Raw genomic sequence first — 25,758 nt, forward strand, 5'->3', positions numbered from 1 at the left:
CGTTCGGCACCGGTTTAATCCGTGCGGTTTGATGATTTCAATTTCTGCCGCACGGCCACTATAAAAATTACCGCAGCTGCAAAAGCAAAGATGAACCATTGGATCGCATAGAGAAGATGGTCGTTGGGAATACTGTCAATCGATGGCGCTTTCGGTGCGCGCAGCCCGCCCAGACCCTGACCCGATACCAGCATCGGCCGCAATATGATGTCGGGTCCGAATAATTTGGCGATCAGCGTGCGATGATCGGGTTCGCGGGTGATAATTCCGGTTACGGGGCCGCCGGTCCAGTTGACCTTGGTTTCGGGCCGGTCACTGACACCCGCCAAAATCAAAGCGCCGGGACCTTCGGCACCGGTTTGGCAATCGGCTAGATATTGATAGCCCGCCTTACCCTTGGCATCGCTGCCCGAAATGGCACGCCAATTGGTGACGGTGATGCAAGTAACCGATGACGTGCGAAAAAGGACGTCATCCGCAACCGGGCCCAATTCGGGATAGGTCACCGGGCTTTTGGTGAAGTTGGATTGGAGCAGGATGATCTCTGCCTCTTTTTCAACCTTACGCTGCAGTTGCCATATGCCGAGGCCGATCATGGTTATGACCGCCAATACGGCGATGATGCTGGCGGTAATCGGCCAATTCTTCATGACTTGCCGCCCGCTTCACGCGCATCGCGGCGATATTCAATAATCAATAGGCCCGCCTTGATGATCCGGATACTGATAAAGGTGATGATGGTTGTCACTGGCACCCAAATCACTACTTGCAACCAAAAGGGAGGGTTGGCCGCAATATCAAGCCACAAGGCCAGGGTGATGATCAGCGCCGCAATCGGAATGATTAGCAATGCGGCAGGGCCATCGCCGACATTGAAACCCGTATAGTCCAGACCGCATTGCCCGCATTTGCCGGCAAAGCGCACGTGAAGCAAATTGCGGCTGTCGAATAAGCTGGGCGCATGGCACTTTGGGCAAAGACCAAAAAGGGCAGCCTTAGCAAGGCCAGGCTGCCCTTTTTCATTTGAGGATGTGTCCATCAATTAATGAACCGGCGCGCCCCATCCGCCCCATACATAGATGACCACGAACAGGAATAGCCAAACGACATCGACGAAATGCCAATACCATGCGGCGGCTTCAAAACCGAAATGCTGTTTCGGCGTGAAGTGGCCTTTGTAGGTGCGAAACAGACACACGGCGAGGAAGATGGTGCCGACGATCACATGGAACCCGTGAAAGCCGGTAGCCATGAAAAATGTGGTGCCATAGTTGAGGCCTTTAAACGCGAATGGCGCTTCCATATATTCAACCGCTTGCAAAGCCGAGAATATGACGCCCAAAATGATTGTCAGCCACAGACCTTTTTTAAGGCCGTCACGGTCCCCATTGATCAGGCTATGATGCGCCCAAGTCACCGTTGTGCCGGAGCACAGCAGGATCAATGTATTAAGCAGTGGGAGCTTGTTGGCCGCCAAGACCTCAACACCTTTTGGTGGCCATTGCAGCAACGCGGCTGCACCTTCTTGGCCGAACAGGCTTTCAGTTGCGCCATCAATCACCTGAATTGGTGCGGGAAAAAGCGAATAATCAAACCAAGCCCAGAACCAACCGACGAAAAACATGACTTCTGACGCAATGAATAATATCATGCCGTATCGCAGGTGGAGCGATACAACAGGCGTGTGATCGCCGGCATGGGCCTCTGCAATCACATCGACCCACCAGCTATAAAAAGTGAACAGCACGGCCAGCAGGCCAAGGCCGAAGATCAAGCTGCCATAAGCGACCTCGTGCATCCACATAACCAGCCCGCCAAACATGATGAGCCCGCCAAAGCTGCCGAATAACGGCCAGATGCTGGGTGGTAAAATATGATAATCGTGATTTTTGGCGCCTGCCATAATATCTTCCCTACAAATTTCCGGCCTTGTGGCCTGTTTATTTTCGACTCTTTAGCTTCACTTATCGCTCTGGTCCACCGGGTAGAAGGTGTAGCTGAGCGTTATTTCTTCAATATCTTTGGTATCGGGGTCGGTCATAATCTTTGGATCGACATAATACAGCACCGGCATCCGCACCTGCTGACCCGGTTTTAATGTTTGTTCGGTGAAACAAAAACACTGGATCTTGTTGAAATATTTGCCGGCAATTTCGGGCGTGACGTTAAAGCTTGCGGTTCCCGTCACTTTCTCATCTGAATAGTTCTTCGCGATATATATCGCCATGTCCCGCGCGCCGATGCTGACCGTATCGGTTGGCCGTTCGGGCTTGAAATCCCAAGGCAAGTCGCCCCGGTGATTTGCGTCGAAACGGATCACCATTGTCTTTGCACTTTCCTGCACCAATGCGGCCTGTGCTTCGTCAACCCTCATCGTGGTCCCGCCGAAGCCGGTGACCTGGCAGAATATCCGGTATAATGGCACCGCCGCAAAACCAACGCCGACCATGGAGACTGCCAGCGCTCCGGCCATTATGCCGGTTTTGATGTTACGAGCTGCGCTCATGATAGAAATCCTATTTTGACCACGGTAATGGCGAAAAACAGAACACACATGCCGAGCAATATCATGCCCAATACCCGCGAACGCGCATCTTGTCGTTCGCGAACCAAACGTGTTTCATCCGCACTCATCCGGCCAACCGATTGGGCCTCGTCCTGCGAGTCATAGATGGAGCGGCGGGTAATGGCTTCCGGCGCGGATATGCTGTCTTTGTCGGTCATAGCATCAACATCCGATCAGCGGCGAAAACCGCGAAAAGCAGAAATAAATAGAGGATAGAAAAAGCAAATAGCCGTTTTTCAGGCTTCATCGTCATCACATCTTCCGATGGATTGCGCCATACTGCAAAAGCCAGTCCCAAGAAGATAAAATTGAGCGCGATGGCACAGGCGCCGTAGACCCAGCTCGCTTCACCCAAGGCATAAGGCGCGAGTGATGCCGCCGCCATGGGGAAGCTGTAAAGGAATACCTGATTGCGGGTCGCTTTACGTCCGGCAACATTGGGCAGCATCGGAATACCCGCTGCGCCGTAATCCGCCTTCATAAAGAGCGCGAGCGCCCAAAAATGCGGCGGCGTCCAAAGGAAGATGATCGCGAATAGCAGGACCGGGATGAGCGTGACATCGCCGGTGACGGCGGCCCATCCAATTACCGGTGGAAAGGCACCCGCCGCTCCGCCGATAACGATATTTTGCGGGGTGTTAGGCTTTAGCCAGATGGTGTAAACCACAGCGTAAAAGAATATGGAGAAGGCAAGCAGTCCCGCCGATAACCAGTTTACGAAAACGCCCATGATGCCAACGGAAAAGGCAGCAAGGCCAATGCCGAAATGCAGCGCTGCTTCCCGGTCCATCCGGCCATCGGGGAGGGGGCGTTTCGCGGTCCGCGCCATTTTGGCATCGATGTCGGCTTCATAATATTGATTAAGCGCACCTGATGCCCCGGCACCCGTGGCGATGCACAATATCGCGGTGAAGGCGATGATGGGATGGATGTCACCTGGCGCTGCGAGCAAGCCGCATAGCGCAGTGAATACGACAAGGCTCATCACCCGGGGCTTGGTCAGCGCCAGGAAATCCCGCCAATCTGCGGGTAGGGCAATGTTTCGTGTCGTGCTTGTCATATCATTTTATCGTCAAATGGGCCGCAGATTAACACTGCGGCCCATATTGTCTTATTTAATCACCGGCAGTGTTTCAAACTGATGGAATGGCGGAGGACTGCTCAATGTCCATTCCAGCGTGGTTGCGCCTTCGCCCCAATAGCTGTCTTCAGCTTTGCGGCCCGCAATGAGCGAATAAATCACATTGACGAAGAAGACGAGGACACCGGCTAGCATGATCAAATAGCCGAAGGAGGCAATCTGGTTCCAATAAGCAAATGCCTCTGGATAATCAGGATAGCGGCGCGGCATGCCCGAATTGCCCAAAAAGTGCATTGGGAAGAACAAGACGTTCACGCCAATGAAGAACAACCAGAAATGCAGGTGGCCCAATGCTTCGCTGAGCATTTTACCGCTCATCTTACCGAACCAATAATAGAAACCTGCAAAGAGCGAGAATACCGCGCCCAGCGACAGCACATAGTGGAAGTGGGCAACCACATAATATGTGTCATGCAAGTTGTCATCAAGACCGCCATTGGCCAGCACAACGCCCGTCACGCCGCCCACAGTGAACATGAAGATAAAGCCCATTGCCCACACCATAGGTGTTTTGAAGGTCACCGAACCGCCCCACATGGTCGCAATCCAGCTGAAAATCTTAATGCCAGTAGGGACCGCGATCACCATCGTTGCCGCTGTAAAATACATTTTCATGTCAACGGTCATGCCGGTGGTGAACATATGGTGCGCCCATACAACAAAGCCCACGACACCGATGGCAACCATCGCATAAGCCATGCCGAGATAACCAAAGACGGGCTTGCGGCTAAAGGTTGCGACGATTTGCGAGATGATACCAAATCCGGGAAGGATCATGATATAGACTTCAGGGTGGCCGAAGAACCAGAAGAGATGCTGATACAAGACCGGATCACCACCTGCAGCCGCATCAAAGAAGGCGCCGCCGAAATTGCGGTCAACGAGCAACATCGTAATCGCCGCAGCCAATACGGGCAGAGCGAGCAATAGCAGGAATGCGGTAACGAGCACCGACCATACAAATAGCGGCATTTTGTGGAGCGTCATGCCCGGTGCGCGCATATTGAAAATGGTTGTGATGAAGTTGACGGCACCCAGAATTGAGGCCGCACCCGCCAAGTGGAGTGAGAAAATCGCCATATCCACCGCAGGACCTACTGACCCAGATGTTGATAGCGGCGCATAGACGGTCCAACCTGTACCTGCGCCCAAACCTGTTCCACCGGGCACAAAGCTGGAGCCGAGCAACATGATGAAGGCAACAGCAGTTAACCAGAAGGACACGTTGTTCATGCGGGGGAAGGCCATATCGGGTGCGCCAATCATCAACGGCACAAACCAGTTACCAAAACCGCCGATAATGGCGGGCATAACCATAAAGAATACCATGATCAGGCCGTGGGCAGTGATAAGCACATTCCACATATGATAGGCTTCATCCAGATTGGCACCCGAACCTTTCATCATCGACGCCCAAGTCGTCAGATGCTGAATACCAGGCTCAGCCAGTTCCCAGCGCATCAGGCCAGAAATCGCACCGCCCACGATCCCTGCAAATATTGCAAAAATCAGGTAGAGCGTGCCGATATCCTTATGGTTGGTTGACATAAACCACCGCGCGAAAAAGGACGGCTTGTGATCCGCATCATGCGCGTGATCGTGAAAATCAGCAGGATTAGCAGCTATTGTTGTCATGTCTTGCCTCTATCAATTGGTTGCGGCGGCTGCGGGTGCAGCGGCTGCGTCTGTTGTAGGTGCTGCGGCTGCAGCTGGAGCGGCGGCGGGTGCAGCAGCAGGAGCGGCTTCGGCTTTTTTCTCACCAGGCATCGAACCGCCTTGCGCTTTTACCCAAGCTGCGAATTTTTCCGGCGGCAATGCTTCAACCGATATCGGCATAAAGCCATGCCGTGCACCGCACAGTTCAGAGCATTGGCCAAAATACACGCCGGGCTTCGTGATCGTCAGTGTTTTTTCATTCAGCCGTCCGGGTACCGCGTCCAATTTGAACCATAGCGATGGAACCGCAAAGGCGTGGATAACGTCGGCAGCCGTAGTCTGCAGACGGATCGGAACGCCAGCAGGGACAACCATACGGTTATCCACGGCCAGCAATTTGGGGCCATCGCGGTCGGTACGAGCACGTTCTTTCGGACCCGTTTCGCCATCTTCTTTCAGCATATTGGAAATCACCTCAATGCCGCCATGGTCGGGATATGTATAGGTCCAATACCATTGATAACCCGTGGCTTTTACGGTTACCGCATTGGCCGGCGCAGGCTTAAACTGCTTTGCCAACAGATCAAGCGAGGGATATGCGATACCGAGCAAGATCAACACCGGAACCAAGGTCCAGATCACTTCAATTGTCGTGTTATGCGTCGTTTTTGAGGGCACAGGATTGGCGCTGCGACGATAACGGATGATGATCCAGAAGAGCAGGCCAAGCACGAACAAAGAGATTAAAGTGATGATCGGCAACAAAATGGTATTGTTGATCCATTTTGCATATTGGCCGTTTTCGGTAAATTGTTCTTGAAAGTCGATTTCCTTTGGCATCGGCATTCCAATGCCTTCCGTCGGAGCCATTGGCGTATATCCGGGCAAAGACCCATCAGCGGCGGGCGTTGCGGCTTTACCTGCTGGTGCAGCATCGGCCGCTATCGGAGCCGCCGCATCCGCTTTAGGCACTTGCGCAACCGGCGCAGCGGGCGCCTCGGCGACGGGCGCAGCAGGCGCCGCCGGATTCGCATCCTGCGCTACAACAGCAGCCGGAGCCATAATCATGGCCATTGGCAAAAGGATTTTCTTCAACATTTTCATCAACATGACCCCATGTTTTATCTTCTAACGCATGCAATTTTGCATATAAACCAAAGCCCGGCAATACGGGATTCCCGCGACCTATAGGCTTACAGGCACCATCGCTCAAGCGTTGCCATATATTTTTATGAATTTATTCGTGGGAAATTGCTACCTATTTGAATATCTAAGCGCGGTGCCTATGTTGCAAAAAACAAAATTCTTGAAAATATAAGGATCAAATCTCCCATGACTGAAGAAGAAATATTGGCGGAATTCAGGGCCGCAGACGCGCTTTTGGAAGGGCATTTTCTTTTATCGTCTGGACGGCATAGTGCGCATTTTCTGCAATGCGCCCGGCTGTTGATGAACCCGGAACGGGCATCAAAGATCGCTATCGCCATCGCTCAAAAAATTCCGCGTGAATTGCGCAGTGAGATTCGGGCCGTTGTTTCACCGGCAATGGGCGGGCTGATAATCGGTCATGAAATGGGCCGCGCTTTGGGCGTTGACGCCATGTTTGTTGAGCGTCCCGATGGCGTGTTCGGGCTGCGCCGTGGTTTTTCGCTGGAACCGGGAACGAAGGTATTGATGATGGAGGATGTCGTGACCACCGGCCTTTCAGGGCGCGAAGCAATCTCCGCAATTCACGAGGCTGGCGGTGAAGTGATTGCCGCCGGTGCGGTTGTCGACCGCTCGGGCGGTACCGTCGAATTGGGCATCCCATTTTTCCCGCTCATCGAACTGAATTTCCCTACATATGCGCCAGACGAGTTGCCGCCAGAATTGGCGAAGAGCGAGGCGGTTAAGCCAGGAAGTAGAAAATAGGATATGGCAAAGGCATCCAATCATCTGCGCCTCGGCGTCAATATCGACCATGTGGCGACCATTCGCAACGCGCGCGGCGGCGATCATCCCGATCCGGTCCGTGCGCTGCAAATTGTCGAGGCGGCTGGCGGCGACGGCATCACCGTCCATTTGCGCGAAGACCGCCGGCATATATGCGACAGCGACCTTGATGCGATCATGGCGGGCGCACGCCTTCCTATTAACCTTGAAATGGCGGGGACGGAGGAGATGCTGGCCATCGCGCTGCGCCACCGGCCCCATGCCGCCTGTATCGTCCCTGAACGCCGCGAAGAAAGGACGACCGAAGGCGGATTGGACGCAGCAGGCGGGCATAATCATCTCGCCCCGCTTTGCGCTCGTCTCGCAGAAGCAGGCATTCGGGTCAGCCTGTTTATCGAACCAGAAGCCAGCCAGATTGAGGCCGCAATCCGTTTGAAAGCCCCTGTCGTGGAATTTCACACGGGCCGCTATGCGCATCTATTTCAGGATGGTGACCAACAAGCAGTGGCGGCCGAATTGCGGCGTATTGCCGATGCCGCGGCGCTGGCCACAAAAAATGGGATTGAGCCTCATGCCGGTCATGGCCTGACATTTGACAATGTGCAGCCGATTGCTGCGATCCCGCAAATTGCCGAATTGAACATCGGACATTATCTGGTGGGCGAGGCGATCTTCATTGGGTTGGATCAGGCAATCGCCAAAATGCGGAGATTGATGGATGAAGCGCGGTGATCATCGGTCTTGGTTCCGATCTGTGCAATATTGAGCGTATTCAAAATTCGCTCGACCGTTTTGGCGCGCGTTTTGAACAGCGTGTTTTTACCGATCAAGAACGCGCCAAAGCCGACAAACGCCCCTTCACCAAAGCGGGAACCTATGCCAAGCGTTTTGCGGCCAAAGAGGCTTTTTCCAAGGCCGTCGGAACGGGGTTCAGGCGCGGTGTGTTTATGAAGGATATCGGCGTTGTCAACGCGCCATCCGGGGCACCGACGCTGGATTTGCAAGGCGGAGCCAAAGCGCGGCTCGACGCGATGATCCCGCCCGGCTATACCGCTTTCATCCATTTAACATTGACCGATGACCACCCTTGGGCGCAGGCATTTGTTGTTATTGAGGCACGGCCAGATTAAGCCGCCAAAGGACAAGGAACGATTTTGAATAACGACAGCTCCACTGGCCCAATCGAAACCGGGCACGAACAGGAAAATATAGCCGGTGATGTCTCCGCCGCCGGCGAGCCGCAGCGCAGCAGCAAGCTCGCCGCGTTATGGGCAGAGATAAAGGGATTATTCTGGTTGCTGCTGGCGGTGCTTGTGTTCCACAGTTTTGTTGCCAAGCCTTTCTACATTCCATCTGTTTCAATGATGCCTACATTATATGTGGGCGACCGGTTATTTGTCAGCAAATATGCCTATGGCTGGAGCCATGTGTCGCCGACCATTCCCAATCCCAGCGCTATTTTCCGATGGATCGTGCTGCGCGAGAATGTGTCTAGCCTTGCGGTTGAATTACCGCCCAGCGATGGCCGGGTCTGGGGCAAAATGCCAGAGCGTGGTGACATTGTGATATTGAAACCAGAGGGCAAAACCGATGACTTGATCAAACGGGTCATCGGGGTTCCCGGCGACCTGTTGGAAATGCGCGCGGGTCAAATTTGGCTCAATGGTAAGCCCGTTAAGCGGGAACAACAGCCCGATACCTTGATCCCGGAAGACGGCCATTTATGCGACCGGGGCGGCTTCATCCCGCCGGGCCCATGTTATGAAGGCTTCACCGAAGATCCGGTCCGTCAAAAAGACGGCTCCTTGGTCTATTCAGTTCCGACCGTCCGCGAAACCCTGCCCAATGGGGTTAGCTATAATACGTTCGATATTGGCGAGACGATGGCGGATGATTTTGCCCCTATTCGGATCCCGCAGGGGCATTTATTTTTGATGGGCGACAATAGGGATAGGAGCGCCGATAGCCGGATCGATCGTTCCTCCGGCGGTCTGGGCGGGCCGGTGTCATGGGACCGTATCGGCGGCCGCGCTGAAATCATCTCTTTCTCGCTCGACGGTACAACGGGTTGGAACCCGAAAAGCTGGTGGAATTCGCTGCGCGGCAGCCGCGCGGGAACCAGCCTGCGTCCAGACACGGAGAAGTAGTGTATGGCGATATGGCGTGATCTCGATAGGGCGATGGAAAAGGCGCTGACTTCATGCCGTTAATCATCGCGTTCCTTTTGGGTATCGCCAATTTCGCCATGCAAAAGGCCGTGTCCGAGTCCGGTCACCCTTTTGTCGAAGACAGCAAAATCCATTTCGGCAAATATTTCGGCAAAAACAGTAGCTATTATCTCGAATATGCGATTTTGGTTGGGGTGATGTATTTTGCGGTTGGCGGGTCTTGGCTAGCGGTAGGTATCTACCTTGTCTACAGCGCGATCAACGCTCTGGCCGCATGGGTTTTATTAACCGGAAGGGTGTAATTGGACGCTATCTGAAAACCGCGACTCTGATCTATAATCAAATGTCGTTGGTCGAATGGATATATTCGGTAAAGATGTCGCCGAATATAGGATAATATACAGAATTAAAGTGTTTTTCCCCCGTTTCTCAATAGGAATGATGATTGCTGCTACCGCCCATTTCACCGCAACGTTACCATCGGGGCTTATCGATCCTGTTTTTCGCTTGTGCGCCCTTCAGTAGCGCCGCTTTTGCCGCTGAGCCTGCCGCAACAGAAAGCTCCGCTGATGCCGGCGCTGCGGCGGCGGGACCGGCGGGAAATTTGGTAGCCCGCTGGGAAGATGGAAAACAAATTTATGATCCGTCTGCCTTTGCAATGTTCGCCCCTCAAACCGCCAGCGACATGGTTGGGCAGATACCCGGCTTCACATTCACAGGCGGAGGCAACGAACGCGGGCTTGGCGAAGCAACGCAGAATGTATTGATCAACGGACAGCGCATTTCGGGAAAAAGCAATGACGCCTTCACCGTCCTGGGACGCACACCGGCGGCGGCGGTGGTGCGGATAGAGATATTGGACGGCGCAAGCCTGAATATTCCGGGGTTGAGCGGGCAGGTGCTGAATTTGGTTACCCAAAATGTCGGTATCAAGGGCAGTTTCGGTTGGAGCCCTTCGTGGCGCAAACGGATCAAAACCCATTGGTATAGCGGAGAGCTTAATCTGTCCGGGCCGCTGGGCAAGGGCGAATTTACTCTGGGCCTGAATAACCGGAACAGCTACCGTGGCGGCGGATGGGGACCGGAGATTGTCAGGAATGGTGACGGTGACTTGCTTTTTACCCGCAACAGATTTGACCAATTTGACGGCGACCGGCCGACCCTGTCGGGAAGCTATAGCCGCACCAGTAAGGCCGGATCGATATTGAATGTGAACGGCGAAGCGGGCCTGAATATTTTTCGTCGCCGTTCGGAACGGCAATTATCGGGACCGGCCATTTCGGACCGAGAAGAATTATCCACTGGTAAAGAAAATGAATGGAATTTTGAAGTCAGCAGCGACTATGAATTGGCGGTCGGTCCCGGCCGATTAAAACTGGTTGGATATAATCGTTTTGAACGCAGCCCGATCAACAGTTTTTTTGGGCAGACATTTACCGATGGTAGCCCCGAAGAGGCGTCTCTTTTTAACCGCACCGCGGATGAGGGCGAGACAATTTTCCGCAGCGAATATAGCTGGAAAAGCGGTAAATCGGATTGGCGCGTATCAGCGGAGGGCGTTTACAATTTTTTGGACGCACAATCGGAGCTGCTAGTGCTGGATAGCGGCGGCGTGTTTCAACCGGAGGCCATTGACAATGCTAGTTCTCGTGTGTCCGAAAAACGCGCTCAAATGATCCTATCCTATGGCCGCCCCATAGCGCCGACATTAAATTTACAAGCGCAGGTGGGCGGCGAATATAGCGAATTAAAGCAAACCGGAGCCAACGGCCTGACCCGTCAATTCATCCGGCCAAAGGGGCAGGTGTCGTTGGCGTGGAAGGCGTCACCCAAGCTGGACATAAATTCCAAATTACAGCGTAAAGTAGGGCAGCTTAACTTTTTCGATTTCCTTGCGTCAGTCGATTTGCAGGATGACAATAGCAATGCCGGCAACCCCGATCTGGTACCCCCGCAAAGCTGGTTGGCGGAGGTTGAATTTAACCGCAAATTGGGAACATCCGGTTCAATCAACCTAAAATTCCAACATGAACGCTTCAGCGATATTGTCGATCAAATTCCGGTGCCGGGCGGGGAGGCACCTGGCAACTTGACGGGCAGCGCGCAAAGATGGAGTGCGGAGCTGAATTCGACCTTCTTACTCGACAAATTCGGCTTCAAAGGCGCGAAGGTCGACATCGCAGGTTATTTGCAAGATAGCAGCTTGACAGACCCGCTGACCGCGCAAAAACGCCGGTTTGGATTTGACCGCAAATGGACTTGGTCGGCCGCGATAAGGCATGACATTCCGGGCAGCGATATCGCGTGGGGAGCAGGGATAGATGATTTTAGCAACGCCCCATTTGTGCGATTGGATTTCCAATTTAGTGAAAGACGCAGCAAGCCGCAAAGCTACATTTTTATCGAGCATAAGGATGTTGCGGGCCTAAAACTTGCGGCCTCGCTCGTGAATGTGCTTGGCCAAAATGAGCAGTCGCGCGAGATATTCTATAGCGACCGGCGGCAAAATCTGATCGACGAAACGCGCGACGGAACCAATTTTTATGGCCGGATATTTCAAATTTCGGTGAGCGGTAATTTTTAGCTCAGTTTTTGTTGCGGCCTAGCCAAGAGAGAATATCGCGCCCATATAGCGGCCATGCACGCTCCCACTTCTCCCCCACAAAAAGATGAAAATGGCAAAAGAATAGAGCCGCCGGTCATTCCCACATTGCGCCGGTTCCTGCCTTATTTGTGGCCCAAGGATAAGCCGCAGCTCAAATGGCGCATCATTTGGGCCGCGTTAATGGTTTTGGCGTCCAAAGCGATCGTGCTTTATATGCCTTTTCTATTCGGAGCGGCGATTAACCGGATGGAGCCGGGGATGGAGCCTGGCGCGGCACTGGCCATTGGATTGATCCTCGCCTATGCGGGCGCGCGGTTGGCGGGCGTATTATTCGACAATTTGCGCAATATCGCTTTTGAAACCGTGGGGCAGGAGGCCACGCGCGAACTGGCCGTCGGCGTATTTGCCCATTTGCATGCATTGTCGCTGCGGTTCCATCTCGCGCGGCGTACGGGCGAAGTGACTAAAGTGATAGACCGAGGCACTAAAAGCATCGACACGATGCTCTATTTTTTGCTGTTCAACATCGCGCCGACCATATTTGAGCTTGCAGCGGTGCTCATCATCTTTTCCTATAAATTCAGCACCGGGTTAGCGGCGGCGACAGCAGTGATGGTCGGCGTTTATATTTACCTGACGCGGGTGATTACTGATTGGCGCAACGCGCTGCGGACACAGATGAACGATCTGGACACCAAAACAGTGTCCCGGTCGGTGGACAGCCTGCTCAATTATGAAACCGTGAAATATTTCAGCGCGGAACAACGGGAAATTTCGCGATATGAAACCGCCGCGCGGCAATATGCAGGGGCGACAGTAAAAAGCGAAAATTCGCTCGCAGTGCTGAATATCGCGCAGTCGCTGGTCACTAATGTGATGATGGGCGGGGCGATGGCCTATACCATTTGGGGCTGGTCACAAGGCGATTTTAAAACCGGCGATGTGGTGATTGTGAATGGCTTGCTGCTTCAACTTTTCCGCCCCCTCGATCTGCTCGGCATGGTATACCGGATGATCCGGCAAGGGTTGATTGATATGCAGGCCATGTTTGACCTGATGGATACGCCCGAGGAAATTGCCGACCGAGCCAATGCAAAGCCGCTACGGGTCAGCGATGGCCTTGTGGAATTCGACCATGTCAGCTTTGGCTATGAAGCAGATCGGCAGATTTTGAACCAATTGAGCTTCACCGTACCAGCCGGTCAGACTTTGGCAATCGTTGGGCCATCGGGGGCGGGCAAATCGACCATCGCGCGGTTGCTCTTCCGATTTTATGATCCTCAGCAAGGCAGCATCAAAATCGATGGGCAGGATATTGGCAAAGTCACGCAACATTCGCTGCGCAGCGCCATCGGCATCGTGCCGCAGGATACCGTGCTATTCAACGACACCATCGGCTATAACATTGCCTATGGCCGCAACGGCGCAGGCGAAAATGAGGTTGTAGAAGCTGCAAAAGGCGCGGCAATTGATGGCTTCATCGCATTGCTACCCCAAGGATATGATACCGAGGTTGGCGAGCGCGGATTGAAGCTGTCTGGCGGAGAGAAACAGCGCGTGGCCATCGCCCGCACGTTGCTCAAAAATCCGCCCATTTTGATATTGGACGAAGCGACCAGTGCGCTGGATAGCCGCACCGAAGAGGCAATACAGGAGACGCTGAATAATATCGCCGAAAAACGCACGACCATCATCATCGCACACCGGCTGTCTACGATCACCCATGCCGACAGCATCATCGTGCTTGATGCGGGCCAAGTGGCGGAACAGGGAAGCCATGAAAAACTATTGGCGGCGGGCGGGCTATATGCGGGCCTTTGGCGGCGGCAGCAGGCGGAACGCGATAAAGAAAAAGCGGTGGTATAAAATTTTTGCGCAAAACAATCTGGTGCAACAGCCGATACCGACCTAGAGCCATAATATGGCAACGCTCCTTGAAAAAGATCCCGTATCATATTTGCAGCGCATTTTCGGTTATAACGAATTTCGCGGGCAACAGCGTGCGGTGATCGACCGGGTGCTGGCGGGGCAGAGCAGCCTGGCCGTGATGCCAACCGGTGCGGGCAAATCCTTATGCTATCAATTGCCATCGGCGATGATGGCGGGAACCTGCATCGTGATATCGCCGCTGATCGCGCTCATGCACGACCAAATGCGCGCCGCCGAAGCGGTGGGGATCAGGGCGGCGACGCTGACCAGCGCCGATACCAACCGCACCGAAACGATGCAGCGGCTGCGCGATGGCGATCTGGACCTGCTCTATGTCGCGCCCGAACGCGCGTCGGGCGAGGAGTTTCGTTTGCTTCTGTCACAAGCGCATATCAGCTTATTTGCGATAGACGAGGCGCATTGCGTGTCCGAATGGGGCCATGATTTCAGGCCCGATTACCGGTTGCTGCGTCCGATGATGGATGATTACCCCCATGTCGCGCGGCTGGCGCTGACCGCGACCGCAGATGCGCATACGCGCAGCGATATATTAACGCAGCTGGGCATTGGCACAGATGGCATGATTATCTCGGGCTTTGACCGGCCCAATATCCGCTATCACATTTCCCCCAAAGCCGGCGCCGCTCGGCAAGTGGCGGAATTTGTCGCCGCCAACCCGGGCGCGGGCATCGTTTATGTCCCTTCGCGTGCGGGCGTGGACCAGCTTGCGGCGAAGCTGGCCAGCACGGGGCGCAGCGTGCGGCCCTATCACGCCGGGCTAGACCCTGATGTGCGCCGCGCCAATCAAGCGGCCTTTGTCGCGTCCGAAGATATGGTGATGGTCGCAACCGTCGCCTTCGGCATGGGCATTGATAAACCCGATGTCCGCTTTGTGGTTCATGCTGGCTTGCCGAAATCAATTGAGGCCTATTATCAGGAAACGGGCCGCGCCGGGCGCGACGGCGATCCGGCGGAGGCGCATCTTTTTTGGGGCGCAGAGGATTTTTCGAAAGCACGCATGTGGCTGCGTGATATTGAGGAAAGCCGGTTGGCGGGCGAGCGGGCACGGCTATCGGCTCTTGCCGCGCTGGTTGAAACGCCCGGATGCCGCCGTTCGGTTTTGCTGCGCCATTTTGGCGAAAGCCCGCCCGAAAGCTGCGGCAATTGCGACAATTGCCTCACCCCGCCAAAGACAGTTGATGCCAGCTTGCTGGCGCAGAAATTCCTCTCCGCCGTATATCGCACCGGCCAAAGTTTCGGGGTCGGCCACCTTGAAAAAATCCTGACGGGTCAGGCGGATGACCGGGCGGCGCAATTGGGGCATGACCGGTTGTCGGTATTCGGCATTGTGGAGCGCGAAGAGGCGGCGATGATTAAGCCGGTATCCCGCTCATTGTTGATGAAAGACGCGCTGCGCAACAATGAACATGGCGGGTTGATGTTCGGTCCGGAAGCCAAACCTTTTTTGAAAGGGGAGAAGGAGCTGCGCCTGATCCTGCCGCCCAAACGCCAACCGCGCAGCAGGAGCAGCGGCGATACCCCGAACCCCGTTGGCAATCCCTTGTTTGAGGCGCTGCGTGCCTGCCGCCGTGATCTGGCGATGGAGGCGGGCGTGCCGCCCTATGTGATATTCCACGACGCAACCTTGCGCGATATGGCCTTGCAATGCCCCGCCAATCTGGCCCAAATGGGTAGGATCAGCGGCGTCGGCGCGAAAAAGCTGGAGGCATATGGCGCCGCATTTTTGGCAATAGTGGAGCAATATAGATGAAATATTTGGCCGCCCTGTCACCTCTGTTCCTGCTTGGCGCTTGCGGAACAGGCACCGCCGAAACGCCACAGGCCAATAAGGCGGTTTCAGACACGCCGAAAATAAAGGAGGATATTTCGATGTTTCGGAAAATAGAGGATCATATTTCGGTCAGTCCGCAAATCACGCTGGCCGATATCGCTGCGGCAAAGGCGCAGGGCGTGACCATAATCGTTAACAACCGCCCCGATGGCGAAGACCCATCCGCACCGCAAGGCGCAGAGATTGAAGCCGCCGCGCGCGCCGCAGGTATGGATTATGTGGCCATTCCCGTCACCCATGCCGGATTTTCGCGCAGCCAAATTGACGCGATGAATGCCGCGCTGGAAAAAGCAAAGGACGGCAAAATGCTCGCCTATTGCCGGTCGGGCACCCGCTCCACGCTGCTGTGGGCGCTGGCAGAGGCGGCCAAGGGCGAAAGCCCCCGCGTCATCGCCGCAAAAGCCGCCGATGCAGGCTACGACGTCGCCCCCATTCAAATGATGCTCGACACGCTTTCAGGCGCAGCAAAGAGCGGGCCGGAGTAAGCATCGCGGCATCAGGCCGCCCGCTGCTGCGGTGTTGCATTACTGACGAGAAAGACGATGCCTACCCGCATCATTGGCGGCCAGCGCCTTTTCGCCCGTCGCCCCCGCCCCCGCCGCGCCGCTCGCATCGCCGGTTTTCTTGGCTGGGTGTCATAGGCTGGCGCAGGGCCGGAGCAAGCTGAGGCCGCAACGTCAAACGCTTCATGGTAACGATCGCCATCGCTGGATAAACGTTTTGTCTAGTTACTACATGGGAGCAAAATGCGATCCTCTACGCATTGAGTGAGGGAGTCGTTTTATGACAGTTGCCATTTCAGCTGTCGGCCAGAATGCAAGCTATCGCGCACCGCCCGCCGCAGGTGGTACGGATTATCGTGTCCGGCCCGGTGATACGCTGACCGAAATTGCGGCCCGCTTTGGGACCGATGTAAAGACGCTCCAGTTACTGAACAATATCAGCAACCCGAACCGGATCTTGGCCGGCCAAACCATCACTGTGCCATCAGGGGGCAAGACCGTCGCGGTGCAGCGCGGCGATACCCTCTCTGAGATCGCGGCCAAGAATGGCACAAGCGTCGCCGCGCTGATGAAAGCCAACCCCGAAATCCGCAACGCGAACCAGATATATCCGGGGCAGAAGATTGATATTCCGCCGGGGAGCGGCGGCGGAGCAACGCCGAGGGTGCAAGGCCCGCAAGCGTCTGTAGCCAAGGCACCAAGTGCAAAGGCCGCTGAATGGAAACCAGCCGCTGCGCGCCCGACAACAAGTGAAACAAAACCAGTTTCGGCTTCGGTGGTCACAAATGGCGTATTGCAGCTTTCGAATCAAGATGTCATTGATCTGAAAAAAACGCTGGCGACTGAATGGGATTCCCGCAACGGTGAAGATATTCAAGCAAAAGGAATCATTGACACAATTTTGAACCGCCAAGCTTCAGGACATTGGGGCAGGTCGGTCGCTGACGTCGTCAACGCACGCAAACAATTCTCTGATATCAATGGTCCCGTTGCCTGGAAACATGGCTGGCATTCTGTCGATGGTGTGCCTATGTCGCGCGTTTCGGTGCGGGTTGACAAGTTAGTTGACTCGTATCTGGTAGAACGCGCAAATGGCGCGCCATCCTCAGTTGGTACCAACCTCAATTATGCCAATCCGGAATTTTCGGATGCTACAAACCTTCCGTGGATCATGGCCCTTAAAGGCCCCATTTATGGTCATGGCCAATCAACCCACCGCCACGGTACTACACCAGCCTTGGAAAAATATCGCCCCCAAGCCTACGCGGTCCAACTGGCAGGAAATGGGCCGAGCGGCTTGATCGCTGCTCCTAAGCGCCAAAGCTCCGCACCGCAGATAAAAACTGAAGCAACGAGTTCGGCAGTCAGTGCCGCCAATGTGCGCAATGGCGCAGAGTTCGCTGCCCAAATTGAACGCTTCGGAAATGCCCAAGCACGGGCCGACCTAGCGGCAGGCAAAAAAGTCGTTGTTGCCTTGCGCATTGATACCAACACGAAAATCAACGGCGGTGCCGGTAAGTATGACGATACTATAGCGATTGTTTGGAAAAAGGCTGATGGCAGCTATGCCGTCAAAATATTTTCCGGAAACACGGAACCTTCCGCGCAATACGCATATAACGGTCCGAAAGCGTCAAAAGGTTCGGATACGGACATGAACAAGGATGGCAAGGCCGACCTCGGACGGCTGATGGCTGGCAACTATCGCTATGAAAATGATGGAATATATCTGGGCAACCAAAGCTTTAGGGCAAGAGGAATACAGGCCGTCGAACGGGATACAAATCAGGATGGTTTCTTCAACTCCGCTGATTCCAACCGGATCGATCGCAAAGGTGCAAGTAACTCGATGTTGATCCATCAAGGCGATAACAATAACACATGGTCAGCAGGGTGCCAGACCATTCCGAAATCCCAATACAATAGCTTCTTGGCAACACTTGGCTCGCAGGATAGTTTCAGCTATGTTTTGATCAATGCATCAAAGTAGAGGGATTGGCCTAATGGTCCGATTTTGGGTTATCTGCGCTCTGATATCGACTACAGCCTGCCAGGAAGGAACTCCGTTAGCTCAAAAGAGCGACAGCCTTGGTGACAGAGCAGCAATTGCCGATGCCACACAGAGGCAAAGCACAGCAAAGGTTGGAACAACAAAACCGGAGCCTCCTGCTTCTATTGCTAGCTCCCAAGAAGAATTGGAAGCAGCGCATTGCGCCAATGTGACAGACCCTCAATTTGATCCTGACATATGCCTCGCAGAGCCAGAATTCCGTCCGGTGAAATTCGCTGGGCACTGGCGCATTACCAATGTGTTTGTTGGGGACGTCGGAGTGACCTCCTATGATCGCGATGATCCTGTAATTGTTGGTGCCGCCTTCGACATCTCACTAAAGCAATTGAGGTGGCGCGACGAGAAACGTGATTTCCACCATGATGATGTGTGTGAAGGTCCCGTAATCGGTGCAATAGACAAAATTGCTGAAGCAGAATTGGGCGGTCTGGCACTAGACGCATTAAAAGCGTGGGATATTTCCGATGCGGCACGCGGAGCGATGTACCGGATGTCATGTACTACGGCCGGAAATTGGGGGCCGTCAGGATCAAGGGGCGAAATGGTGATCGTGCCGATCGGCAACGATAAACTTGCGATGCAATGGTACGATGACACCGTTTTGCTTGCACAACGATACGACTGGAAAAAGTAAACTTCATAATCACAGTGTCTGCTGCTGTTGATGAAGATTGGCGCAATTCTGCTCTGTGCGACCCGCACACTTGTTTATTTTCGGCCAGGCGGCGGGTGCAGGGACAGGAATTACGGTGACAGGTGCAACTATCCCCAAATTGCGGAGTTTCATCACCCCCATCATCCCCGCCGTCCCATGGCTTTACCGGCGAGGAAGACGCCGCCTAGGCCTGCGCCTGCTGCTGCGGCGATTAGGGCTAATTGCGTGGCGGAGAGGCCTTCGCTGTCCGCATCTGCTCCGCCGTCAACATCGCCCGCATCATTCGCGGCCAGCGCCTTTTCGCCCGCTGCCGCGCCGCTCGCATCGCCGGTTTTCTTGGCCTTGACAAAGCCGTCGTCGGTCAGCGTCATCTGATCAAGGTCGAGGCCCGTCGCCTTCGCGCCTTGCATCACCGCTTGGCCGACTTTGCGCAGCATAGCGGGATCGGACAGCGCATTCTGCCGCGCCGCATCAACCATTGCGCCTTGGATCAGCAAGGCTTCAGCCATTTCCTGTTTCTGCGCATCGGTGGCACGTGTGAATTCGGGGGAAGACGCAAGCCCGCGCGCAGCCTGCTGCGACACCGCGCGATATGTGCTGCCGGGGGTTTCGTCAGAAATGCCATATGCCGCGGCCCACGCATTCACCCAGTAAACGGCAAAGGCGTCGGCGACGTTGTTCTTGCTCATCCCTTCGGAGGCCATGACCTGTCCAATCTGACCGATTACATCGTTGGAACCAACAAAAGCCTCCAGCTTTGCTGCACCAGCAGGATCGACCGCACGCGATTTATTGACGAAGGTTTGGAGGTTCGTTTTGGTGCGGGATTTGGAGGGGGTGTAAGTGAGGTCGGTTTGATTCTCGGAAGGTGTGTTTGTGTAATTGGTCCCCGACGACGAGTTCCTTTTTTCTGGGTAGCTTTGATTGCGAATTAAGTCGTTTACGACTGCGACGTTTATTGCCTGGTTGTTTGCATAAAAATCGGTGTATGGTGATGGATAAACATCATTTGCGCGCGACGCACCTGCACCAAAAAATAAACTGAGCACTAATATTTTTATCGGAATCGCTTTCATCTGTTTGCTCCAGAATTGATGCCTCCTATTTTTTACGAAAAAAGACGGAACGAGTAAAGTCTCGAATTACGGTGACAGATGCAACTATCCCTGAATTGCGGAGTTTCATCATCCCCGCCGCCCCATGGCTTTACCAGCGAGGAAGACGCCGCCTAGGCCTGCGCCTGCTGCTGCTGCGATTAGGGCTAATTGCGTGGGGGTGAGGCCTTCGCTATCTGTGTCCGCCCCGCCGCCCGCGTCAGCGTCATTTGCGGCCAGCGCCTTTTCGCCCGCTGCCGTGCCGCTCGCATCGCCGGTTTTCTTGGCCTTGACAAAGCCGTCTTCGGTCAGCGTCATCTGATCAAGGTCGAGGCCCGTCGCCTTCGCGCCCTGCATCACCGCTTGGCCGACTTTGCGCAGCATATCGGGATCGCCCGCAGCCTGTTCCTTGGCGGCGTCGATCATCGCGGCTTGCACCATCATCGCCTCGGCCATTTCCTGTTTCTGCGCATCGGTGGCGCGCGCAAATTCGGGGGAGGAGGCAAGCCCGCGTGCCGCCTGCTGCGCGACGGCGCCATAGGTGCCGCTGCCTTGCGTTGAAGTGTCGCCATAGGCGGCTTGCCATGCGCTGACCCAGTAAACCGCAAAGGCGTCGGCGGCGTTATTCTTATCCAGCCCCACACCGCGCATCGCTGAACCAATCGCACCGATAATATCGGTCGAGGCAAACAGCTGCTCCATCTGCGCCGCGCCAGCAGGATCGGCACTGCGCGATTTGTTGACGAAGGCCTGAAGGTTGGCGCGCGTGCGAGAGGCGGAAGGGGTGTAGGTTAGGGAGGTTGAGAGAGTTTCTCGAGATTGCAAAGGGTCAACTGCAGTTTTCTGGACGTCTCGGTCTATGACCTGCCGGTTAATATTCTGTACTTCGGTGGCCCGCATCGAAAATCTCGCGCCGACAAAATCCATTTGCGCATTCACACTTTGTGCAAAAAATAGAACCGTCATTAGTGAAATTAGGATTCGAAATTTCATAACCATTCTCACTTAAAAAAAGCCCCACGCTTTTGATAGCATGGGGCTTTGTATTTGCAAGTTTATAGCAGTTTATCCTTTACGGGCAAGCTGCGTAACTCCATCACCAATAGACTTGATCGTAGTGCTCATTGCATTTGAAATAAGGCCAAACTCTTGGCCCTTCGCTTGCATTTGACCGGTAAGCTCGGTAATTTTATTGGCATTTTTACCATCTTTGATACCACCAATTTGATTTGCCAATGATGCCATCTCGCCCATTTTTTTATCTGCAAGCTTACCAAGCGCGGTAGCGATTTGCATAAAAATGCTTCCTTTGGCAGCGCCTCCAGCTTTTGCATTCTTAAATTCTTCTGACTCTAACATTGAGTCTAGCAATTTCCGTGTCGCATCTTGCGCTGTCCGTTCAAGATTGCCCCGGTCTTTTGGCGACAGATTAATTTCGTTAGCTATGCTATCAACCGCCTCTCTCACGTTTCTAAAGCTTCCTTTAACATCACCACAGCTTTGACAAAAAGAAGCTTGTGCCATGTCAATCGTTGATTGAGGCAATCCAAGCTTATCACCAAGCTGCTGGATCACCTGCTGCCCGACGGCACTTACTAACATCTTTGTCGCCAGCGACGCCCAACCTGCGGGCCCCATGGCCAGCTGTGCCAGGCTCATTGGATTGATAACCGATTTCATAATTCCACCAAGTAACGACATCTTCCATCTCCTTTAATAAAACTGCCCAAAAATCTGTCTGTGTGGCGGGGGATTGCCACCCGTCGCATATTCTTTTGCCCGATAGAAATGAGTCGCGGCATCCGCAAAATGTTTAGATTGGGTAAACATTATGTTTAGATACAGCGCGGCCAACTTGTGGCAGCTTCGCCGTCTGTAAATAAGGTATAGGCAGGAGCGAACGCACATGATTCAATCAACATCAGCGGTGAGTGGCACAAATTCTCTTTCCACCGGCAACGGGCGGCAGGATGTGCAAAGCTATCAAATACAGCGCGGTGATACGTTGTCGTCCATCGCCGCGCGTTTTGGCACGGATGCCCGCACGATTGCCGCGATGAATGCCATTGCCAATCCCAATCGAATCTATGCCGGACAAAGTATCAGCGTGCCGGCGGGTGGCGGGCAAAGCTATACCGTGCGCAGCGCCGATACGTTGGGCGCGATTGCGCGGGCCAATGGTTTGCCATTATCATCCTTAATCGCGGCCAACCCGCAAATTGCCAACCCCAACCGCATCTTTCCCGGTGATGTCATCACCATCCCAGCGCGCAGCGGAGGGGGAATTGCAAGCAATGCGGGCGGCGTGGCGGCGACATCGTCTGCTGCCCCGGTAGCGGCGGGTACGGGCTCTGCGCCCAGTGGTCCGCACCGTTTGGGTTCGCTGTCGGAAACTTATGAAAGCGGAGGCCGCGGCCCTGGAACAGTGTCGAGCGGCCGGGGCGATCCCGGCGGCGTGTCTTATGGTGTATATCAACTTTCGACCAACGCCGGAACGCTGCAAACATTTATGCGTAATGAAGGATCGCGCTGGGCCGGAGAGCTGCGCGGGCTGACCCCGGGTTCAGGCGATTTTAGCGCAAAGTGGAGAGCAATTGCCGAACGCGAGCCGCAGGCATTTCGCGCCGCTCAGCATGCTTTCATCGAACGGACCCATTATCAGCCGGTTATCAGCGATATATTGGCGGGACGCGGCATCGACCTGAATGCGCGGCATAATGCGGTGCGCGATGCGGTCTGGTCGGTTTCCGTGCAACATGCCGGGGCCAAAACCATCATCAACCGTGCGGTGGCCGCGACCGATGCACAAATGGCCCGGACCGATCCCAATTATGACCGGGCGCTGGTGCAAAATATCTATGCCGAACGATCGCGCTATGTTTTGGATGTGGCGCAAAATAACAGCCGCCTAAATAGCGCGGAACGTGCGCAATTGCGCGATGTTGTAAGGACCCGCTATCCGGCAGAGTTGCGCGATGCGATGGCGATGTTTAACCGGCCGCAAGCCGCGGCTACCTCTGCGCCTGCTGCATTGGATTCGGCGCAGGCTGCCACTGCCGATCGCACCAATCCGCAAACGGCGGCTGATTTTGCCGCCGTCATCAACAGCCGCGGCGATGCGCAGGCGCGCAGCGACCTTGCCGCAGGTAACAAGGTGGTCGTTGCGATCCGCACCCCGACATCCACAAATGCCAATGGCGGAGCCGGGCGCTATGACGACCGGATGGCAGTCGTATGGCGCGATGGTCAGGGCAATTATCAAATGCGTGAATTTAATGGCAATACCGATCCATCGGGACGCTATGATGGCCGCTATGGGCGGGATATGAACGGCGACGGAAGGCGCGAATTGGGCCAATTGGTTACCGGAAATTATCGCTATGAACGGCAGGCTGGCACCTTTGTTGGCAACCGTTTCTTCCGGGCGACAGAAAGCCAGTCGGCCATTCGTGATGTCAACCACGATGGCCGGTTTGACAGCCAGGACCGCGTTGACCGCAGCGGGGTTGGCACGTCCATGCTATTCCATCAGGGTGGTAATAATATCACGGGATCAGCCGGTTGTCAGACATTGAAGCCATCGGACTATAACAGCTTTCTCCAGCTTCTGGGCTCACAGCGTAATTTCAGCTATGTGTTGATCTAAATTTTCGCGTGGGTTAGCGCAATTTGCAGTAGCGTTTTTGGTTGGGCCTAGGCCCCAAAAGATTCGCCTACTGTAACTATTCACTCTTTCAATTTGGGATGGGATGTTCATGGGGAAATATATGATTTTGTCGCCGATTTTACTGTTGCTGGCGTCATCCTGTTCTGCATCCTCGCCTGCGCCTGCAAATGAAGCAGCAGAGCAGGGCGGGCAGCTAACCAATGCTGCGGATGGCGCCTATTCAGCGCCAGCAGATAAAGCGGCCCGCATGGCGCCTGCCTCAGGGGGCGCAGACCGTATGGCGATGCGGGACGAATGCGATTGGTCCAGTGCCAATCCATGCCCGATCGAGGGGCGCTGGCAAATTGAGGCGGTCTATATGCCCAGCTTGCCGAAAGCCGAACAGCTGTCCGATCCCAACAGCATGAAAGGCGCGGTTTTTGCGCTGCCGGAAATTGGCGATAGCGGCGGTAGTTTGAAATTTGAAGGCCCCGATACTGGTCAATTTGACGTGACGCAGCAATGCGATATGCCCTTCATTTCCGCCCCCGATACCGCCGTGCCGCCTAGGCAGATGGAAAGCCTGCAAAAAGCGATGGCAGCGTTTAAGTTACCGGCGGCGCGGCCTGAATATACGCGGATGCTGGCCTGCGATTTTGGCCATTGGGCCACCGCCATTGACGGGGCCGGGCATGAAGCGGTGTTCACAAAAGCTGCTCCAGACCGGCTGGTCATCAGCTGGTTTGAAGGAACATATCTGCTCGCCCGCAAGATATGATGGTATCCTAGGCCGTAAACTCATAAATATCATCATCGGAGTTCGAACCATGTTGCGCTGATATGTTCAGCTACGCTGGCCTGCGGCTCCACCATTTTCAGGCCTTGATGCGCTCCTTATTGAGTCCGCACCGTAAATCTCGGTAACATAATACTAAATTGGATAGGGCCGCCGCATGGCTGGTTCAATCCACAGCAAATTTTCCAACTGGGCTTGCAACTTTGGCGATGGTGATGCTTATGGGCCGCTATGCTATTGGTCTGCCCGTCCTGTTCGACCCGCTATGTTGTTCCTGACGCTGCTATCGGTGTTGATGGCCGGTCGGTGCGCTGTGCCAATTGTAAGCATAGCTGGTTCCAAGAGGGCGTTCCGGTAGAGGTCGCGCCGCCAGCACCGCAGGTTGTCGCGCCAAAGACTGTGCCAGATCTTTCTGGGGAAGAAGGCCAGCAACCAGCGCCACCGTCACTAACGCCACCACCATCAGCGCCGCCGCCGCCAGCGCCGCCGCCAGCACCGCCACCACCAGCAGCGCCGCCTCCCGCTTCTGCGGTCCAATCTGCCGCATCGGCCTCTCCGCCGCCTGCAACGCCAGTGCAAACCGGTTTCGCGGCGTTTGATGATCCACCAAAAGCCAAGGGTGCGGCGACCCCCGATATCGCTGCGATGTCCGTCCCCGACGTGCCGGAGCCGCCGCAAACCAGCCAATTCGCGCATGAGCCGCCCTTTAAACCCCGGCGCAATCCGGCAAAATTATGGACTATGGCGGCGGTTGCTTTTGCGCTGACCATCGCAGCGATCGGCGCGGCGGCATCCTATTTCGGTATTCCCGCCGGCGGTTTTACTGCGTCCTTTAACGAACCCGATTTGTTGATCGAACTGACCCCGGACTTGCAATTGCAATATCGCACCGATGGCACCGCTTATTTTATCGCGAGCGGCAGTATCGTGAATCCCGGCAGCTCGCAGCAGTCCATTCCCGACATGCTCGTCACATTAAAGGATGGCAGTGATCGGTCGGTATATAATTGGAAGATTAAGCCAAAGGTACGCACAATCGAACCGGGACAAAAGGTTGATTTTAGCGAAGCAAAGCTCGACGTGCCGCGCTCGTCACGCAAGATCAGCGTGAAATGGGTTCTCGACAGCGCTAACTAATCTTTGC

Annotated in this window: 25 protein-coding genes; 14 read left to right on the forward strand and 11 right to left on the reverse strand. The window is 54.8% G+C overall.

Annotated elements, in window-relative coordinates; all coding sequences use genetic code 11:
- Positions 1-14: 14 nt before the first annotated feature.
- From ACFOWX_RS03435 to coxB, 8 genes are read right to left on the reverse strand one after another with little or no spacing between them, the layout of a single operon-like run.
- On the reverse strand, positions 15-650 hold the full coding sequence (locus tag ACFOWX_RS03435; protein WP_381421329.1) for an SURF1 family protein: 636 nt from the start codon (positions 648-650) through the stop codon (positions 15-17).
- Positions 647-1,039, reverse strand: a complete 393-nt coding sequence (locus tag ACFOWX_RS03440) for a DUF983 domain-containing protein (protein ID WP_381421580.1) — start codon at positions 1,037-1,039, stop codon at positions 647-649. Before ACFOWX_RS03440 ends, ACFOWX_RS03435 begins: the two co-directional genes overlap by 4 nt.
- Positions 1,040-1,042: 3 nt before the next feature.
- Complete coding sequence (locus ACFOWX_RS03445) at positions 1,043-1,903, reverse strand: cytochrome c oxidase subunit 3 (protein WP_381421331.1); 861 nt, start codon at positions 1,901-1,903, stop codon at positions 1,043-1,045.
- Between the two features lie 57 nt (positions 1,904-1,960).
- Positions 1,961-2,506, reverse strand: a complete 546-nt coding sequence (locus ACFOWX_RS03450; protein WP_381421333.1) for a cytochrome c oxidase assembly protein — start codon at positions 2,504-2,506, stop codon at positions 1,961-1,963.
- A complete protein-coding gene (locus ACFOWX_RS03455) occupies positions 2,503-2,724 on the reverse strand; it encodes a hypothetical protein (protein WP_381421335.1) in 222 nt (73 codons plus the stop codon). Before ACFOWX_RS03455 ends, ACFOWX_RS03450 begins: the two co-directional genes overlap by 4 nt.
- On the reverse strand, positions 2,721-3,626 hold the full coding sequence (locus ACFOWX_RS03460; RefSeq protein ID WP_381421337.1) for a heme o synthase: 906 nt from the start codon (positions 3,624-3,626) through the stop codon (positions 2,721-2,723). The genes ACFOWX_RS03455 and ACFOWX_RS03460 overlap by 4 nt, the downstream gene beginning before the upstream one ends.
- Positions 3,627-3,677: 51 nt before the next feature.
- Entirely contained in the window at positions 3,678-5,342 is a 1,665-nt protein-coding gene (gene ctaD, locus ACFOWX_RS03465; protein WP_381421339.1) for a cytochrome c oxidase subunit I, read from the reverse strand.
- Between the two features lie 12 nt (positions 5,343-5,354).
- Positions 5,355-6,467 (reverse strand): cytochrome c oxidase subunit II, encoded by a 1,113-nt coding sequence (gene coxB, locus ACFOWX_RS03470; protein WP_381421341.1) that lies wholly within the window; start codon positions 6,465-6,467, stop codon positions 5,355-5,357.
- 228 nt (positions 6,468-6,695) lie between these two features.
- On the opposite strand from coxB, the gene pyrE reads away from it, so the two are divergent.
- The 11 genes from pyrE (at position 6,696) to ACFOWX_RS03530 (ending at position 19,057) form a co-directional block, all read left to right on the forward strand.
- Positions 6,696-7,274 carry an orotate phosphoribosyltransferase gene (gene pyrE / locus ACFOWX_RS03475; RefSeq protein WP_381421343.1) on the forward strand — a complete coding sequence of 193 codons (579 nt, stop codon included), beginning with the start codon at positions 6,696-6,698 and terminating at the stop codon, positions 7,272-7,274.
- A gap of 3 nt (positions 7,275-7,277) precedes the next feature.
- Positions 7,278-8,027, forward strand: a complete 750-nt coding sequence (locus tag ACFOWX_RS03480; protein WP_381421345.1) for a pyridoxine 5'-phosphate synthase — start codon at positions 7,278-7,280, stop codon at positions 8,025-8,027.
- Entirely contained in the window at positions 8,024-8,425 is a 402-nt protein-coding gene (gene acpS, locus ACFOWX_RS03485; RefSeq protein WP_381421347.1) for a holo-ACP synthase, read from the forward strand. Before ACFOWX_RS03480 ends, acpS begins: the two co-directional genes overlap by 4 nt.
- A gap of 24 nt (positions 8,426-8,449) precedes the next feature.
- Positions 8,450-9,442, forward strand: coding sequence for a signal peptidase I (gene lepB / locus ACFOWX_RS03490; protein WP_381421349.1), 993 nt, complete (start codon positions 8,450-8,452; stop codon positions 9,440-9,442).
- A gap of 53 nt (positions 9,443-9,495) precedes the next feature.
- Positions 9,496-9,765, forward strand: coding sequence for a hypothetical protein (locus tag ACFOWX_RS03495; protein WP_381421350.1), 270 nt, complete (start codon positions 9,496-9,498; stop codon positions 9,763-9,765).
- 143 nt (positions 9,766-9,908) lie between these two features.
- Complete coding sequence (locus ACFOWX_RS03500) at positions 9,909-12,047, forward strand: TonB-dependent receptor plug domain-containing protein (RefSeq protein ID WP_381421352.1); 2,139 nt, start codon at positions 9,909-9,911, stop codon at positions 12,045-12,047.
- Positions 12,048-12,101: 54 nt separating this feature from the next.
- On the forward strand, positions 12,102-13,934 hold the full coding sequence (locus ACFOWX_RS03505; RefSeq protein WP_381421354.1) for an ABCB family ABC transporter ATP-binding protein/permease: 1,833 nt from the start codon (positions 12,102-12,104) through the stop codon (positions 13,932-13,934).
- A gap of 55 nt (positions 13,935-13,989) precedes the next feature.
- Positions 13,990-15,768, forward strand: coding sequence for a DNA helicase RecQ (recQ, locus tag ACFOWX_RS03510; protein ID WP_381421356.1), 1,779 nt, complete (start codon positions 13,990-13,992; stop codon positions 15,766-15,768).
- 119 nt (positions 15,769-15,887) lie between these two features.
- Positions 15,888-16,334: a TIGR01244 family sulfur transferase gene (locus tag ACFOWX_RS03515; protein WP_381421582.1), complete on the forward strand. Its 447-nt coding sequence runs from the start codon at positions 15,888-15,890 to the stop codon at positions 16,332-16,334.
- Positions 16,335-16,857: 523 nt separating this feature from the next.
- A complete protein-coding gene (locus tag ACFOWX_RS03525; RefSeq protein WP_381421584.1) occupies positions 16,858-18,342 on the forward strand; it encodes a LysM peptidoglycan-binding domain-containing protein in 1,485 nt (494 codons plus the stop codon).
- A 13-nt stretch (positions 18,343-18,355) separates the two neighbouring features.
- On the forward strand, positions 18,356-19,057 hold the full coding sequence (locus ACFOWX_RS03530) for a hypothetical protein (protein ID WP_381421358.1): 702 nt from the start codon (positions 18,356-18,358) through the stop codon (positions 19,055-19,057).
- 161 nt (positions 19,058-19,218) lie between these two features.
- Here ACFOWX_RS03530 and ACFOWX_RS03535 read toward each other — a convergent pair whose 3' ends face one another.
- From ACFOWX_RS03535 to ACFOWX_RS03545, 3 genes are all read right to left on the reverse strand, one after another.
- Positions 19,219-20,154 (reverse strand): DUF6683 family protein, encoded by a 936-nt coding sequence (locus ACFOWX_RS03535; protein WP_381421360.1) that lies wholly within the window; start codon positions 20,152-20,154, stop codon positions 19,219-19,221.
- Positions 20,155-20,262: 108 nt separating this feature from the next.
- Positions 20,263-21,165, reverse strand: a complete 903-nt coding sequence (locus ACFOWX_RS03540; RefSeq protein WP_381421361.1) for a DUF6683 family protein — start codon at positions 21,163-21,165, stop codon at positions 20,263-20,265.
- Between the two features lie 72 nt (positions 21,166-21,237).
- Positions 21,238-21,873, reverse strand: a complete 636-nt coding sequence (locus tag ACFOWX_RS03545) for a hypothetical protein (protein ID WP_381421363.1) — start codon at positions 21,871-21,873, stop codon at positions 21,238-21,240.
- 205 nt (positions 21,874-22,078) lie between these two features.
- Here ACFOWX_RS03545 and ACFOWX_RS03550 point away from each other — a divergent pair, with 205 nt between their 5' ends.
- From ACFOWX_RS03550 to ACFOWX_RS03560, 3 genes are all read left to right on the forward strand, one after another.
- Positions 22,079-23,818, forward strand: coding sequence for a LysM peptidoglycan-binding domain-containing protein (locus tag ACFOWX_RS03550; protein ID WP_381421365.1), 1,740 nt, complete (start codon positions 22,079-22,081; stop codon positions 23,816-23,818).
- Positions 23,819-23,939: 121 nt separating this feature from the next.
- The gene (locus ACFOWX_RS03555; protein WP_381421366.1) at positions 23,940-24,596 is read left to right on the forward strand and encodes a hypothetical protein; all 657 of its coding nucleotides are present in this window, start codon (positions 23,940-23,942) and stop codon (positions 24,594-24,596) included.
- 249 nt (positions 24,597-24,845) lie between these two features.
- Entirely contained in the window at positions 24,846-25,751 is a 906-nt protein-coding gene (locus ACFOWX_RS03560; protein ID WP_381421368.1) for a zinc-ribbon domain-containing protein, read from the forward strand.
- The last annotated feature ends 7 nt before the right edge of the window (positions 25,752-25,758 follow it).

The sequence above is a fragment of the Sphingorhabdus arenilitoris genome, from assembly GCF_042651485.1.
Lineage (GTDB): Bacteria > Pseudomonadota > Alphaproteobacteria > Sphingomonadales > Sphingomonadaceae > Sphingorhabdus_B > Sphingorhabdus_B arenilitoris.